General features: G+C 44.8%; 13 protein-coding genes. 1 reads left to right on the forward strand and 12 read right to left on the reverse strand.

Features of this window, described 5'->3' with window-relative positions:
* Positions 1-126 precede the first annotated feature (126 nt).
* The 5 genes from I3249_RS06755 to I3249_RS06775 all read right to left on the reverse strand — a co-directional run bounded on the left by I3249_RS06755 (position 127) and on the right by I3249_RS06775 (position 5,029).
* Positions 127-1,380 (reverse strand): FAD-dependent oxidoreductase, encoded by a 1,254-nt coding sequence (locus I3249_RS06755; RefSeq protein ID WP_238069224.1) that lies wholly within the window; start codon positions 1,378-1,380, stop codon positions 127-129.
* Between the two features lie 249 nt (positions 1,381-1,629).
* Positions 1,630-2,361, reverse strand: a complete 732-nt coding sequence (locus I3249_RS06760) for an amino acid ABC transporter ATP-binding protein (protein WP_057762314.1) — start codon at positions 2,359-2,361, stop codon at positions 1,630-1,632.
* Positions 2,362-2,545: 184 nt separating this feature from the next.
* On the reverse strand, positions 2,546-3,214 hold the full coding sequence (locus I3249_RS06765) for an ABC transporter permease subunit (RefSeq protein ID WP_238069225.1): 669 nt from the start codon (positions 3,212-3,214) through the stop codon (positions 2,546-2,548).
* Positions 3,211-3,957, reverse strand: coding sequence for an amino acid ABC transporter permease (locus I3249_RS06770; RefSeq protein ID WP_238069226.1), 747 nt, complete (start codon positions 3,955-3,957; stop codon positions 3,211-3,213). The genes I3249_RS06765 and I3249_RS06770 overlap by 4 nt, the downstream gene beginning before the upstream one ends.
* A gap of 97 nt (positions 3,958-4,054) precedes the next feature.
* Positions 4,055-5,029: a glutamate/aspartate ABC transporter substrate-binding protein gene (locus I3249_RS06775; protein WP_238069227.1), complete on the reverse strand. Its 975-nt coding sequence runs from the start codon at positions 5,027-5,029 to the stop codon at positions 4,055-4,057.
* Positions 5,030-5,405: 376 nt separating this feature from the next.
* On the opposite strand from I3249_RS06775, the gene I3249_RS06780 reads away from it, so the two are divergent.
* Entirely contained in the window at positions 5,406-6,386 is a 981-nt protein-coding gene (locus I3249_RS06780; protein ID WP_238069228.1) for an Hsp33 family molecular chaperone HslO, read from the forward strand.
* Between the two features lie 85 nt (positions 6,387-6,471).
* On the opposite strand, the gene I3249_RS06785 is transcribed toward I3249_RS06780, so the two are convergent.
* From I3249_RS06785 to I3249_RS06815, 7 genes are all read right to left on the reverse strand, one after another.
* The gene (locus I3249_RS06785) at positions 6,472-7,965 is read right to left on the reverse strand and encodes a GPI inositol-deacylase (RefSeq protein ID WP_238069229.1); all 1,494 of its coding nucleotides are present in this window, start codon (positions 7,963-7,965) and stop codon (positions 6,472-6,474) included.
* Between the two features lie 236 nt (positions 7,966-8,201).
* A complete protein-coding gene (locus tag I3249_RS06790) occupies positions 8,202-10,418 on the reverse strand; it encodes a PhoX family phosphatase (RefSeq protein WP_238069230.1) in 2,217 nt (738 codons plus the stop codon).
* Positions 10,419-10,715: 297 nt separating this feature from the next.
* On the reverse strand, positions 10,716-11,432 hold the full coding sequence (locus I3249_RS06795; protein ID WP_238069231.1) for a fumarylacetoacetate hydrolase family protein: 717 nt from the start codon (positions 11,430-11,432) through the stop codon (positions 10,716-10,718).
* A gap of 94 nt (positions 11,433-11,526) precedes the next feature.
* Positions 11,527-12,252: an ABC transporter permease gene (locus tag I3249_RS06800; RefSeq protein ID WP_101205569.1), complete on the reverse strand. Its 726-nt coding sequence runs from the start codon at positions 12,250-12,252 to the stop codon at positions 11,527-11,529.
* A gap of 12 nt (positions 12,253-12,264) precedes the next feature.
* On the reverse strand, positions 12,265-12,999 hold the full coding sequence (locus I3249_RS06805; protein WP_057758316.1) for an ABC transporter permease subunit: 735 nt from the start codon (positions 12,997-12,999) through the stop codon (positions 12,265-12,267).
* Positions 13,000-13,607: 608 nt separating this feature from the next.
* Positions 13,608-14,561, reverse strand: a complete 954-nt coding sequence (locus I3249_RS06810; protein ID WP_238069233.1) for an ABC transporter substrate-binding protein — start codon at positions 14,559-14,561, stop codon at positions 13,608-13,610.
* 72 nt (positions 14,562-14,633) lie between these two features.
* On the reverse strand, positions 14,634-15,530 hold the full coding sequence (locus I3249_RS06815; protein WP_238050788.1) for a transporter substrate-binding domain-containing protein: 897 nt from the start codon (positions 15,528-15,530) through the stop codon (positions 14,634-14,636).
* Between the last annotated feature and the right edge of the window lie 87 nt (positions 15,531-15,617).

Raw genomic sequence — 15,617 nt, forward strand, 5'->3', positions numbered from 1 at the left:
TAAAGAATGGGCTGGCTCGATCATCAATATTGTCTTTCAACTGAATTGTCTGGAAAGCATCTAATAAAGGACATTATTTATAAATGATGTCCTTTATTAGTTTTTCGAAAAACGGTATTGCAATCATCATGCTTTAGGAACTGCAGGCGCCTTAATCGTTACCGTTGCGCTAACGACTTCATTATCATCGAGCAAATCCATGATTAGCTCATTATCACTCTCAGTCTTCACTTGCCAATTACCTGCTGCTTGCGGTACACCCGTCACCATCACAGAGATGGCTTTATTTTTTAGGCGAATCATTGGCGGCTTGTGATCATAGCCACTATGCTCGTGACCTAAGATATCATCAGCGATAGTCGCAGCCTGCGCTCGCAATGGCGCAACATAACGACAAGCAACCCCATTGATAGACATACAGTCGCCGATGGCATAGATATTCACTGCATTAGTGCGCAACGTCGCTGCATCAACCACAATACCCGTACGGCGATCGAATTCCACACCAGCCGCAGCAGGTAATTGCTCATCGACTGTCAGACCTGTGCTGGCAATCACATGATCTACAATCAGTGGTTCAAGCGTCTGAAGATCAGCATTGTCTGAATCCGGTGATAACGGTGCATAGTCTACTTGTAGTTTCTCGCCATCTTCGCTGTCATTATTATTGTCATCGTCATTGACGCGAGTAACAGCTGATACTTGATAACCACCTAAGAATTGAATACCTTGCGACTCGATTGCTTTGGCTATACGTGCGGTCGCTTTGGCTGGTAGCATCTGTGAAAGCGGTGCATCATTTAAATCAATAAGCGTTACTTTATGACCAGCTTTAAGTAGATCTTCTGCGATTTCTGTACCCACCATACCAGCACCAACGATCGCAACATGCTGACTACCTGCTGCTAGCTTTTCTTGTAGCTGACTAAAACGCTCAATGTGATTGACATGCCAGACCAAATCTTGCGGCAGACTTTTAGGGAAGATAGGATGCGCGCCCATCGCTAGTACCATTTTCTCATAGCCGATAGTCGTCAGTGTGTCATCTGACTGCGCAGTAGAGCACACCTGTACGGTTTGGCTCACTGGATCAATATCTGTCACTTGTGTGTTGGCTAGCAACGTCACTTCTGCTGTCTTCGCCGCTTCGCTACCAGACGCCCGTACCAAATCTGATGCTCGTTTGTTTTGGCTGATTGCCATTGTCAACATCGGCTTGTGATAACGGTCGCCACTATCAGCCGTGATTAATGTGATTGGAATCTCTGTGTCTTTGGCACGAATGGCATCAATGACATGCCAGCCTGCCAGCCCAGCACCAATAATCACGATACCATGAGAGGATACTTCAGGCACTACAGATTGATTTTCCACACTCATATTAGCTCCACTGTCGTTTACGATTGCTTTTAATTTTTAGCCTATTAACTGCCATTGTATCAGTAAACAGCCATTCACTCACCTATTCTGCCATACAGCTCACAATGTAATTACTCAAATCACTATCATGGTTGACCGTGTGAATCGACTAGGGTTTATGGAATAGTCAAATGTGCTACTGGCACAAAAAAGCGCCTATAAATAGACGCTTCTCATCATGTAAATCTAAAGGTTTTTCTAATAACATCGTTAGTGATTGAGAATTTTAGATAAGAACATCTGCGCACGGTCACTTTTCGCGCCTTCAAAAAACTCATCTTTACTACAGTTTTCTACGATATGCCCTTCATCCATAAAGATAATACGATTGGCCACCTGACTGGCAAAGCCCATTTCATGTGTCACACACATCATGGTCATACCATCACGAGTCAGCTCGACCATCACATCTAGCACCTCTTGAATCATCTCAGGATCAAGCGCAGAGGTTGGCTCATCAAATAGCATTGCGACGGGATCCATTGCCAACGCTCGTGCAATCGCAACACGCTGCTGCTGACCACCAGAGAGCTCCGCTGGATATTTCGCCGCTTGTACTGTCAGACCAACACGATCTAGATAGGCCATCGCTTTTTGTTTGGCCTCAGACTCTTTACGACCCAACACTTTGATTTGTGCCACGGTCAAATTATCAATAATAGTCAAATGTGGAAACAACTCAAAATGCTGAAACACCATGCCGACACGGCTGCGTAACTTAGGTAAATTAGTCTTCGGATCACCGACAGAGATACCATTAACCATGATGTCACCTTTTTGAAAAGGCTCAAGTCCATTCACTGTCTTAATCAAAGTTGATTTACCACTGCCCGATGGACCACAAACAACAACGACATCACCTTTATGTACATGCGCCGTACAGTCAGTCAGTACTTGAAAGTCTCCATACCATTTACTGACATTAGATATCTCAATGACCATCTCATCACTAGCATGACCACTATTGGTAACCAGCCCGCCAAAGGCATTTAAGTACGTATCAGCATTGCTCATCACTGGCTCCTAACCACATTATTTTCGATAATCATTATTTAAAAAAGGTAAATCAAACGCTCAATTCAAGCTATTAACACTCACAAGCGAAAGCCGTATAAAAATAACTATTTTAAAACCGCAAACGCTTTTGTAATTGTTGCACACCAACAGAGGCACTTAAGCTAATCACAAAATAGACAGCACCAGCACCTAAGATATACGGCGTGAGTAAGCCCATTAGCTCACCGCGTACGTAGGCTGCGCGGAAAAAGTCGGTCAAACCAATGGCAAATACCAGCGTCGTATCTTGGAATAAAATAATACACTGCTGCAAAATCAGTGGCAGCATCTTACGAAAGGCTTGTGGCAAGATGACCAGACGCATGGTCTGCCCATAAGTCATACCGAGCGCTTTTGCCGCATTGACCTGCCCGCTACCAATCGATTGAATACCAGCACGCACCACTTCTGAGAAGTAAGCCGCCTCAAACATCATAAATGCGACCACACAGGAGGCAAACGCAGCATCGAGTTGCAGATACTTACCCGCTACCCAAAGATAAATCATCGGTACGGCAAAATAAAACCATAGCAGTACTAATAGCAGTGGTACAGAGCGGAAGTAATTGACGTATAGTTTGGCTGGAATCTCAAGCGCTTTGATACCTGACAAACGCATCAATGCCAGTACAGTTCCTAAACTGATACCGCCCAAAATAGCCAAAAACAGCACTTTTAAAGTGGTAAGCATGCCACCCATCAAACCTGGATAGGCTGTTGCCAATTCGGTCATATTCATTTCTGACCTCCCGCAATAAGCCCAGGCACACGCAATTTACGTTCAATCAATCCCATAATAACGATTAAGGATAAGTTGAAAACCAAATAAATAATCGTCGCGTAAGTATATATCTCGATACTATTTTGAGTGTATTCGCTGATGGTTTTGGTTTGGCTAATCAGCTCCATTACCCCCACAAGCGAGGCCACAGAGGCGTTTTTAAAGCAGTTCGTTAGCTCAGAGCTGAGCGGTGGCAAGATAATACGGAATGCTTGCGGTAGCAGCACTTCTTTATAGACTTGTGGAATGCTAAACCCTAACGCGTAGGCCGCGTTAATCTGTCCATCTGGCAATGACTCAATACCTGTCCGTACCTGCTCAACGATACGAGCAGCAGTAAATAAGCCCAAACCAATACTGGCTGATAGCATGGCTGAGGTATTCGGAGACAAATCCTTATACCACCATTCTTGTATCGTCGGCGTGAGCCAGCCAGGAGCAATATAAAACCAAAAGAACAGTTGAACAAGTAATGGAATATTACGAAAAAATGTCACATAAGCCGTACCGATTGCACGAGCGGTCTTGTTGGGCAAGGTACGCATGATACCGAAGATGGTACCCACGACCATCGCAATGGCCCATGCGATACTACCAATCAATAGCAGCCAGCCAAGACCAGTGATCATCCAGTGGATATAGAGCTCGTTGCCAATACCAGTCTGCTCAAAGAGCACACCCCAGTTCCAGCTATAATTCATGGTTGTCTCTCCGAGCAACGATTGATAAGCCTATACGTCAAATAAAATTACTGACTATCTGAACGTATAGGCAAGCTATGTTGAGGGACAATGAGCGTTACTGCGCTGCTGCTTCTTTAGGCTGAGCGCTGTCATGCGGATTGGCAACCAAGGCCTTTAAGTTGTCTGACATCTCAAAGTTTAGATTGACGTTCTTTGGCGGGATTGGGTTCAAGAACCACTTGTCATAAATGCTATTGATTTCGCCTGAACTAAAGACATTAGCAAGTGCTTCATCGACCACAGCTTTGAATTCAGGATCATCTTTACGCATCATACAACCATAGATTTCAAACGATTGCGGCGTACCGACGATGACCCACTCATCAGGATTTTTTGCTTTGGCTTTTTCGCCAGCAAGCAGCACATCATCCATCATAAAGGCATCAGCGCGACCATTTTCTAGCATTAGGAAGCCTTCGCCATGATCTTTTGCTGAGATGATGTTGGTATCCATTTTATTATCATCGTTGTACTGACGGATATAACGCTCTGAAGTCGTGCCTGCTGTCGTTACCAGAGTTTTGCCTTTTAGGTCTTCAAAATCTTGAATACCAGAATCTTTTTTGGTCAACAGACGCGTACCGATTTCAAAGAAGCCATTAGAGAATGCGACTTGCTTTTGACGTTCTTCATTATTGGTGGTTGAGCCACACTCAAAATCTACCGTGCCGTTTTGTACCAATGGGATACGAGTCTGCGAAGTGATTAGGTTATAGCGAACGTTAAGGTCTGGCATGTTTAGCTTTTGCTTAACGGCTTCAACCACTTTCATTTCCAAGTCGTGCGCATAACCAATCGGCTGATTAGGATCATCAGCGATATAAGAAAAAGGAATAGAGGAATCACGGTGGCCGACGACAATAGTGCCAGAGTCTTTTATTTTCTGTAGCGTACCGTTGGTAGTGGTTTCTGTCGTCGCTGCATCATCTGCTGGCGCATCAGTGCTGGTTTGGCTACTGTTGTTACATCCCGCTAAGCCTAATGCCATAACAGCAGCTAAAGTCAACGGTTTGGAAAATGAGTATTTCATGAAATACATCCTTTTATCGCAAGATTGAGTGAGTGCTTGGACGACATAGGTCTGATTGACCAGACTGCCCCGCATCCGTACGGTTGTTGCTGTTGTTTATCACAATGCAACTTAATGTTACTGTACAACAAATTTGCAGTAGAGGGTGAATTTTTTTTGAGAGAGTTCATATTTATGAATATATTTATATCCTAACTATAAAATGTTGGCTCATAGGGGCTATCTACTCAGAGTTTTATACAAACAGCTGCTTGGTTTTTTAAGCTCGTTATTAACCTTTGCTGCTTATAATCATCAAAACAGTCTACTAAGTAAGATTGATAAATCGGCAGTAATCCCCATAAAGCAAACAACTTCTCTATACTACAAATGACTTATGACTCAAGATATCCAAGTCCCAAATACGGACAGCCAAACTATTGGCAACCATAGCAGCAACGACATTCGCCAACGTTTCTTTGTTGAAGACTCTCCCGTGCGCGGTGATGTGGTACGCCTATCACGTAGCTATGCGAGTACGATTGCACAAAAGCCCTACCCTGAAGCCATCAAACGCTTATTGGGTGAGATGCTGACCGCAGCGAGTTTGCTAATCAGTACAGTCAAAATCAACGGTCGCCTGTCTATTCAGTTGCAGTCATCAGACAGTGACAGCTTACTAAACTGGGCAATGGCAGAATGCGATCAAGACGGTATCATTCGTGCGCTTGCTAGCTGGAAAGGCGAAACGGATGAGCAAGTACAAGCGTGGGACAATATGACCCATGCCAAAGAAGCGTTTGCTGAACTTGGTGCGATGGGACAAGGCGTATTGTTTATCAATATTCAGCCTGATGGCGGTGAGCCATACCAAGGTATCGTTGAGCGTAGCCATGACAATCTAGCGGACTGCTTAGCGCATTATCAAAAGCAATCAGCTCAGATTCCAACGTTGATTAACTTGGCATCTGATGGCCTGCAAGCCGGTGGTATCTTGGTACAAATGCTACCGCGTACTGCTGAAGAAACGTCTGAAGTTGAGCAAAACCAAGACGCGGGTATCGACGATGATTTATGGACGCGCTTGTCTGTATTGACGCGCACGGTCAAACCAGAAGAGCTAACGACACTGGATGCTAATGAAATCCTTTATCGCTTGTATCACGAAGAAAACATCGTTGCCCCTGAGCCTGCCCCTCTATCATTTGGTTGCACTTGCTCACGCGAGAAGTGTGAAATGGCAATCGAACAAATCGGCGAAGCAGAAGCGTTAGATATCGTCGAAGAGCAAGGCGGTACATTTGAGATGGACTGCGGATTCTGCGGTGAAGTCTATAAATTTAATAAAGATGATGTAGCAGCGATATTTGCTGAGTAAGTTTTCTTACTTCCTATAAATTATTGTTTATAAAAAAACCCTCAAGCGTCATGCTTGAGGGTTTTTTGTTTTTCACATTAAATCACTACATCGCCACATCTAAACTTCTAGGATAAGAGTGTATGCGCGGACGTCCGGCGTAGTCACTTAGACCATTATCAACCAGCCACTCAACGACTTGCTCACGCACCCGTCTACTATGGATTAAGTTCATGTGATTGACGCCATAAAACACTGCTTTATGACCATCTGGCACAAACAAAGCATGCTCAGCGTCATCTTCACCCAACGCTGAAGCCACTGATACCAAACTGTCTCCTAGCAGATCCGTTACCTTAGAATCATAATGCGTCTCAAGCAACGCACTGGCAACAAAATAAGTTTTGATACCACTTGGCAGCCGTGCAGGATGGCGGAAATCTTGTGGCAACACGCTACGTCCTTCTAATGCTTTCCAATCCGCATCACGAATACTGCCATGACGCAGATCGATAATACCGGCACTGCGCATATCACCGAGCTTGGCCAGTGAGCCTGCAAACGGTAGCTTGGCAATGACGTCTTGCACATAATTACCGATACGCTCAAGGACTGCCCCATGATGCGGCGAACCTAGCGTGATAAGGTTGCCCACGCGTTTTATCCAGTCTAGGCGATCTTGCTCACCATAAAACAGTGCACTGCGAGCAACCAAACCGCCCATACTATGTCCGACCAGATCTATCTGACTGATATTTGGGTTGTCAGCGACCAGCGCTTGTAGCAATTGAGAGAACTTACGGCCGCTACGCGAGATACGGCGACCTGTGTTGTAATCCAAATATAACACCGTGGTATCAGGCTGGCTGACATGAATGGCCTCGCCTAAATCATTATCTGCTTGGGCTTGCCAGCTCAAATGACTCATACATAGACCATGGCACAAAATAACGATACGGCCTGATAGCACTTCATTCTGTGGTTTGCCGTCTTGAGTGTATAGCATCATCGGAATGGCGAGCGCATTTTGATTATTGACAAGATGATCACCCATGACACCATTGAGCACATTGACCAGCTTTTTTATTGAATCTGGTAGTGGCTGCACTGACTTTTGGAGCATCAGGTTTTTGTATATGCGTAGTACAGACGCCAGATTATTACCGACCATTTGCATGACATGGCGTATCGTGCCATAGATACGTCCAGTAAATCCGCGCGACCATTTATTTAAATGTTTGTCATTGAAGCGGCCTAGCGGACGCAAAATAACTTCACGGTGGATGGCTTCTACGATTTCTGTAATTTCAACCACACCCATGGTGGCAAGCTGCGCCAACCCTTCAAAAAAATCAGCCAAAGATACAGGGGTTTTGTTGATTTCATCACTGTCATCCGAATCTGCTAGTAGCTTAACCAGTTCATCCATATCGATGGCTTCGAGTTGGTCGATTTGCTCATATAGATGACTGTGTAGCGGTACACTCGCATCTGGGACAAAATGCGCATCGAGCTCATGATGAGTACGAGTATAGCTACTATCGTTTTGAGCGTCGCTGTCACTAACACTGTCGTTATAAAACACCTTTGGACTGCTCATAATATTTGCACATTCAGCGAAAAAAGTAATGGTCTATATTATCCTGTAACGGCAGCAAAGAGAAGTGAATGGTTTGACTTTAGAGCGGGATGACGATTAGCAGAGCTAGATAGGTGATAGACGGTCTATTTAACCATCAAATCAATATGATAATAAAAAATCCCAAGCCTTAACTTGGGATTTTTATGGTTGTGAGCATTTTGGTTGTGCCTAATATACGCCTACAGCTTATCTATCTATGTCGTGCTATCAGCCGTATCAAATGACTCTGCCAGTATGACATCACCATCCTCGCGAGTAATCATCACAGTCGCTGAGCGAGGAATACTACCGCCAGCGACAGCGCCCCATGTATTGCCGGGATGCTGAATATTGATAAACAGCGTCTTAAAATCTGGTGCCATGGTAATACCTGTTACTTCGCATCCTTCAGGACCGACAAAGAATCGTTTGATATTGTCATTGCTAGCAGATGTGCCGACTCGGGTTAACTGCCCTGCCGATGTGGTCGTCATCGAGCCATCACTGACTTTGCCTGGTAGAGCCGCGAGCAACATGCAGCTACTGGTATCGGTGTAAGCGCCGTCATCTGTCTGAATCCATAAGACACCGCGCGGGTCAAAATACAGCCCATCAGGTGAAGAAAAGTCATTATTGTCATTTAGCTGAGAAAGGTTCTCTGCTGATAGATCACTTGGCGCACCAAACAGATAGATATCCCACTCAAAGCTCGTTGCAGCATGGTCGCCGCCCGCTTCTGCCCAGCGAATGATATGGCCATTGTCATTACCAAGCGCTTTTCCGTTTGATTGATAGCTACGCGGATTAGAAGCTGAGACAGGCTGGTCGTCACGTACGCCGCGATATTTATTATTGGTCAATGTGACATAGACATCGCCTGTCATAGGGCTGACCGATACCCATTCAGGTCGATCCATCTTGGTAGCACCAGCAGCATCGGCAGCTGCACGAGCAAAGACCAACACTTCATCTTGACCATTAAACGGCAACACACTGTTAAACGCATCCAATCCATTTTGACCATGGACGAGTGCTTTCCACTCACCGCTACCATCTTCGTTAAATATAGCGACGTATAGCGTGCCATCATTCAGATATTTGTCACCTGCTTTTAGTCCGCCACCGATATCTGCATTTGACCACGTAGCTTTGGAAACAAACTTATAAATGTACTCACCTCGGGCATCATCACCCATATAAAAAACCACTGGCTTACCTTGCTCCACAGGTGCATAGGCACAGTTTTCGTGAGCAAATCGACCCATTGCCGTACGTTTTTGCGGTATAGAGTTTTGTTCAAATGGGTCAATCTCAGTAATATAACCAAAAGTGTTGAAGCCATAGCGATAATCTTCAGCAGCACTGGCACCAACAGCGGTCATATCCCAGCGTGAGAACTCGTCTGCTATCTTGGCATCCTTTGCCTCTGGGGTATGCCATAGATACTCCCAACCTGGGAAGTTCTCGGTCGCACCATAGCGCTCGCGCGCATAGTTATCGCCAGCACTCAATTGACTGGCATCTTGTCCACGCGCAAACACACCTAAAAAGTTTTCTTCTGTGGTCAGATAAGTACCCCAAGGTGATAATCCTGCGCCGCAGTTGTTATTAATACCGCGAGTCTGAAAGCCTGTTGGATCAAACTTGGTCTTGACCAGATCTGAGCCTGCCACAGGACCAGCTAATTGCGCGGTCGTGCTGCTGGTAAGCCTACGATTGTATTTTGAATCAGGCACCATCTCATAGCCCATGCCATTTGCGCGGCGCTTCATCTCAACCACTGCCACACCATGGCAGTTGACTTCACGGCGCACGTCGCTTGCGAGACGACGGTTTTGAAAGATAGGCGCAGCATCGTTATCTTGAGTGACATCATACCCAAACGGGCTTAACTCCTCACTATTTACGTATTCATGATTCATAACCAGTAGGCCATTCTCTGGGGCTTTGGCATCGTACGCATTGCCTTTTTTGCCAAAGAACCACATGCCATCATGGTTGTCGCCCATGCGCCATTCAAACGACTCGGCTGAATTTTCACGGTTATCGCGCCAGTCGTCTAGACCAGGCATCAGCGGTGTACCAAGCGGCAAGATTATTTCTGCTTTATAGCCGTCTGCGACCGTCATCGTCTCAGCAGTTGAGTGCGCGACTGCCTCAAACTTTAGGGTATCAGGACGCTTTAGATCACCTTGTGCAGGGATAGCGGCATTATCGTCATTACCAACAATACTGCTATCATCGTCTTCACTACAACCGACCAAAGGTAATGCGCCAAAAAACGCAGCAGCCGTCAACCCTGTGCCACCTTTTAGGATACTACGGCGATTCAATCGACGATTGATAATCGTCTGAAAGTCAGTATTATTAGTAGGATTTGAGTCTTCAACCACTTCGTGGGCAAGCGTTCGCTCATTGTTCAATAATGTCATTATCAGTCACCTTGCTATTAGGCTAGATTGGCAGAGAGTTGATCGCGGCTTTATAATTACGACCACAAAAATACGAATTCCGCTTAAGTCTACTCAACCTTTATGACAGCACGCTGAACAATAGGTGACAAACTGATGACAATCGACTGTACTGACGATTATTGAAAAATAGAATGGTTAGATAGTTAGAGTTGTTTGGCAGTTAGCAAAGTCAAAAAGTAAATATAAAGGCTTAAAAGCAAAAACCCCAAGCAATTGCTCGGGGTTTTTAATATGCGTTTGTTATTGCAATCAAGCTTACTGTACTTGCGACACCCACTCATGAGCACCCAGTTTTAGTTTAAGCTGATCGCCTGCTTGCAACACACCAACGCCGCTTGGCGTACCAGTCATAATTACATCCTTTGCTTGCAAGCTAAAGGCGTGACTGATATTGACCAGCAATTCATAGACAGGAAATAGCATTAAAGCACTATCACCATCTTGCGTTAATTTATCATTGATAAATAGCTGATACTGTACACTCTGCAGATTACCAAACGCTTGCGGGTCGAGCCAATCAGCAAGTACACAAGCTCCGTCAAAACACTTAGCACGCTCCCACGGATGACCTTTTTCTTTTAGCTTGCTTTGCAGATCACGCAAGGTCAGATCTAGCCCCAATGTCACGCCACCAATCGCTTGCTGAGCCTGCTCAATTGTCGCCATAGATAAGTCAGCTGATAACTGAATACATAGCTCGGCCTCGTAGTGAGTCTCGCCAAATAACTCTGGACTTGGGCGAACCACATCACCACGGATAGAAACCACTGAAGACGCAGGCTTCATAAACAGTATTGGTGTGGTTGGTACTTCATTGCCCAACTCTGCAGCATGTGCCGCATAGTTGCGACCAACACAGACAACTTTACCAATAGAAGCACGCAATCTTTCATTATGATTGATAGCGCCCTGTTCGGCATTGACACCAGCTGCAATGGCGTTCGCTAATGACTCGTGTGGCGATTGGCTCATACTAAACTCTCCCTGTAAATGATGGCTATTTTATCAGCAGTCCATACTATATTGTCTACAGTGACTTTGACGATTTTTATTTGCTAACTGCTAACTATGGAATCGTGTTGGTCACGACATCCGGTGGTACATAACTGGCGTGGCGGTTCATACGTTTTTCAAACATTCTAAAGCTAAACAAGATAACCCACGACAGCAATAAATAGACGATACCAGCGGCAAAGAATAGCTCCATCAAGGTATAGGTACGCGCACTAATCGTACGAGCAACACCTGTGATATCCATCAATGCAATAGTTGAAGCTAGCGCACTACCTTTTAGCATAAAGATAACTTCGTTACTGTATGCTGGAATCACAATACCAAATGCGCGCGGCAGCGTAACGCGTGTTAGCTTTTGCCATTTAGACATGCCAAGCGCATCAGCCGCTTCAAGCTCTCCAATAGGAATCGTCTGAATCGCACCGCGTATAATCTCGGCTAGATAAGCACTGGTATTCAGGGTAAAGGCGATGATGGCGCACCAATATGCTTGGCTAAGTACTGGCTCCCATAAGAACGACTCGCGTACGGCCTCGAACTGACCCAAACCATAATAAATCAGGAATATCTGTACCAGCAGCGGCGTACCACGAAAAAAGAAGATATACAGGAATGGTAGTATCTGTACCACCCAGTTCTTAGACAGTCGTAATAACGCCAAAACCAAACCAAACAGCAATCCAATCACACCTGAAAACAAGACCAACTGTACGGTCAATACCGCGCCGCCTAGTAAATCAGGGATATGGTCAAAAATGACCTGCCAATTCCAATCCATAGTATCTCTCCTCTACCCTATGGTCGATTGACTGTGAGTGGATTGACGGCTTATCTTTTTGGCATAGCGTGCCGCAGGATTAGCGCGCCACTCAAGCCACATCATAAAGCCAGTAATCAACATGGTCAGACCCAAATAAATAATCGCTGCTGCCATATAAAAGGTAAATGGCTGCTGTGTAGACTGTGCCGCACGCGATGACTGATACATGATGTCTTTGAGACCTACGACCGATACCAATGCGGTATCTTTGAGCAGTACCAGAAACAGATTACCCAAACCTGGTAAAGCAATCTGCCACACTTGCGGCAAAGTGATGCGATAAAAAGTCTGAAAAGGACGCATACCAATCGCTTGCGCAGCCTCTCGCTGCCCTACTGGAATCTCTTGAATGGACATGCGAAAAATTTCAGTCGCATACGCACCAAAAGCAATAGACAGTGCCATGACACCACCCCAAAAAGCGCTAATCTCGACATAGTCGTTATAGCCAAACTTTTTGAGGATGCTCATCAATAAGATAGAGCCGCCATAATAGATAAAGAGCACCAATAGCAGCTCAGGAATACCGCGCATCGTCGCAGTATAGACAGTCGCAAGTTTACGCAGCAACCAGATATTGGACATCTTTGCGGTTGCGCCGAGCAAGCCTAAAGCCAGACCAATGATCAAACTGGTCACAGCTAGCTGTATGGTGACGGTAGCGCCGCTTAATAAAAGCGCGCCAAATCCTTGTAAGTCAAACACGATTATCCACTCAGTCTCTTTATATTAGCAATTAGGGCATGTCTTCAATTCAATTGATAGACATCTAAATGGTTTAAAAACGGCTAAATCTTGCCAAACGGCGTCAAATAGCTGACTAATATCTCGATATTATTTGCGCTATTTTCCTTGTTTGACTGCAATTTATCTCATTTTTATTACCATTTTTAAAATGAAGACACGCCCTAGCAAAATATGAGTTAAAAGAATCAGCATCAATAGCTGAACGCGGCGAAACACCGTATTTTATACCAAATCAATAGGGATGGTCGGCGTCAAAAAATGACGTCAGAAGAATACGATTAACGCTGCGATAATTGACACAGTAGAAATGAGCGCTGATTTTATCATATTCACTCGCCGTGATGTTAATACTGACGCGTAAAAGCTGCGCCTAAACCGTACTTAAACAGACACTTGCCTCTAGAGACATACAATAAGCCGACTAAATTTGAGCAAAATTGATAGGCGGCTATTATCTATATTCGTTGCTATAACGATAAATAAAAAAGGACATCACCATGAAGGCGATATCCTTTTATTGATCAAAACAATATTTTTTGACTGCTATCTTTGACTACTGTTAGCTATTAACTAGCGTTTTCTGTCGCTGGTTGCTCGCTAATATCTGTATCTGTTTCCGCACCTGTATTTGCGCCTTCATCAACTGTACTCGTTGCAGACGCTGGTATCGCAAAGTACTTTTGATTGATCTTATCGTAAGTACCATTAGCTTTTATATTTGCAAGAGACTGATTGATCTTTGCTTGTAGCGGATCGCCTGGGCGTACTGCTATCGCAAAGTTATCATTGATATCAATTTCATCACCTTTTAGCGCATATTTGCTACCAGCATTTGAGCTCAGCCATTCTATGGCAGGCAGCTTATCAGAAATCATCGCATCGACACGGTTTGAACCGAGATCCAAAAACGCATTGCTCAACGTATCATAAAGCTTCATATCGGCTTTTGGATACGTATCTTCTAGCCACTGCGATGAAATTGTTGAACGCTGTGCAGCAATAGAATGCGAGTCGATATCGCTGTTGTTACTAGGGTCAAAGCTGCTGTCTTTTTTGGCCAAAAAGACCAAGGCATTGCTAAAGTACGGATCGGTAAAGCTCACCTGCTGCGAACGCTCTGGAGTAACGGACATCGCGGCCACGATTGCATCGTACTTACCCGCTTTTAGACCAGGGATAATACCGTCCCAGTCCTGCGCCACAATCTCACAAGTTACCTGCATATCCGCACAAAGTGCATTTGCTATCTCAACATCAAAACCACCCAGTGTCCCATCGGCATTGGTATAGTTAAAAGGTGCATAGGCCCCTTCTGTACCGATGCGTAATACATCACCTGTAGACGCTGCCGTTGTTTTGGTAGCCTCTGGATTGGTATCAGCTGCACTCTCTTGGCTATTGCTACAGCCAGCAACGGTAAAGGCCGTCGCTAGTGCGAGCAATGACATAGACAGACGACTGGCTACAGTAATGTTAGATTTGCCAGTCGTGGTACAGATTGGGGCACAATGGTTGCTCATGATCATCCTTGGTTTTTTCTTGAGTAAACAACACGTCTTTAAACAACAGCAGTAAAACTGCTAGATATCGTATTAGTTAGCTGGTGCTTCTTCTTCAGCGACCACTACTTCTTCGACACTATCAGTTGTTGCCACAGCTTTTTGCGCAGCAGCCGTTGAGCTAGTACCAAAATAGCTACCCGTGATTTGATCATAGGTGCCGTTGTCTTTTAGCTCAGCCAATGCTGCATTGAACTTAGCAATTAAAGGATCGCCTTTACGGAAAGCAATACCCATTGCGTCATCATTGGTGCTGATTTCTTCACCTTTAACTTCGTAGCCTTTGCCTGCGTCTGTTTTTAACCAGTCAATACCTGTGACTTTGTCAGACATCATACCGCGCACGCGACCTGAGGTTAGATCTAGATAAGCATTGTCTTGCGTATCATATAGTTTGATATCAGCATCTGCATGCTCGTCTTGTAGGTATTGCGAGGCAACAGTTGAGCGCTGTGAGGCAATTGGTAGACCTGTTAGCGACTCAACGCTTAAGTCATCACCTTTTTTGCCGATCAAGATGATACCGCTATGGAAGTAAGGATCACTGAAATCAACCACTTCTTTACGCTCAGGCGTGATCGACATACCTGCGATAGCTGCATCAAATTTCTGTGCGTTAAGCCCTGGAATCAAACCATCCCAATCTTGAGAGATGACTTCACACTCAGCTTTCATTTGCGCACATAGTGCGTCAACCAGCTCAATCTCGTAACCAATCAGTTTGCCATCTGCATCGGTATAACTAAAAGGCTTGTAGCTTGATTCTGTCGCGATTTTGATATTTAAAGGCGCTTCAGTAGCGGTATCAGCTTCAGCATTTTCTGCTGGTGCTGAGCTATTGTTACAACCTGCCAGCATTAGCATTGCTGCGCTAAGCGGTGCTAGCCACAATGCTTTTTTGCTCATTGATGATGTCATTGAAATTGTCATAAGTTTTATCCCTTAATATATTTACCAGCTGTATCGTCAATCACTGCTTGCTGATTTATGCTTATAAACACCGTTTATTTGAAACAT

This window comes from Psychrobacter sp. Ps1, assembly GCF_022129425.1.
Classification (GTDB): domain Bacteria; phylum Pseudomonadota; class Gammaproteobacteria; order Pseudomonadales; family Moraxellaceae; genus Psychrobacter.

What these genes read in the sequence shown, in the direction of transcription:
- I3249_RS06755 (WP_238069224.1), bottom strand. Translation starts at nt 1,380, where the DNA reads ATGAGTGTGGAAAATCAATCTGTAGTGCCTGAAGTATCCTCTCATGGT.
- I3249_RS06760 (WP_057762314.1), bottom strand. Translation starts at nt 2,361, where the DNA reads ATGGTCATTGAGATATCTAATGTCAGTAAATGGTATGGAGACTTTCAA.
- I3249_RS06765 (WP_238069225.1), bottom strand. Translation starts at nt 3,214, where the DNA reads ATGAATATGACCGAATTGGCAACAGCCTATCCAGGTTTGATGGGTGGC.
- I3249_RS06770 (WP_238069226.1), bottom strand. Translation starts at nt 3,957, where the DNA reads ATGAATTATAGCTGGAACTGGGGTGTGCTCTTTGAGCAGACTGGTATT.
- I3249_RS06775 (WP_238069227.1), bottom strand. Translation starts at nt 5,029, where the DNA reads ATGAAATACTCATTTTCCAAACCGTTGACTTTAGCTGCTGTTATGGCA.
- I3249_RS06780 (WP_238069228.1), top strand. Translation starts at nt 5,406, where the DNA reads ATGACTCAAGATATCCAAGTCCCAAATACGGACAGCCAAACTATTGGC.
- I3249_RS06785 (WP_238069229.1), bottom strand. Translation starts at nt 7,965, where the DNA reads ATGAGCAGTCCAAAGGTGTTTTATAACGACAGTGTTAGTGACAGCGAC.
- I3249_RS06790 (WP_238069230.1), bottom strand. Translation starts at nt 10,418, where the DNA reads ATGACATTATTGAACAATGAGCGAACGCTTGCCCACGAAGTGGTTGAA.
- I3249_RS06795 (WP_238069231.1), bottom strand. Translation starts at nt 11,432, where the DNA reads ATGAGCCAATCGCCACACGAGTCATTAGCGAACGCCATTGCAGCTGGT.
- I3249_RS06800 (WP_101205569.1), bottom strand. Translation starts at nt 12,252, where the DNA reads ATGGATTGGAATTGGCAGGTCATTTTTGACCATATCCCTGATTTACTA.
- I3249_RS06810 (WP_238069233.1), bottom strand. Translation starts at nt 14,561, where the DNA reads ATGAGCAACCATTGTGCCCCAATCTGTACCACGACTGGCAAATCTAAC.
- I3249_RS06815 (WP_238050788.1), bottom strand. Translation starts at nt 15,530, where the DNA reads ATGACAATTTCAATGACATCATCAATGAGCAAAAAAGCATTGTGGCTA.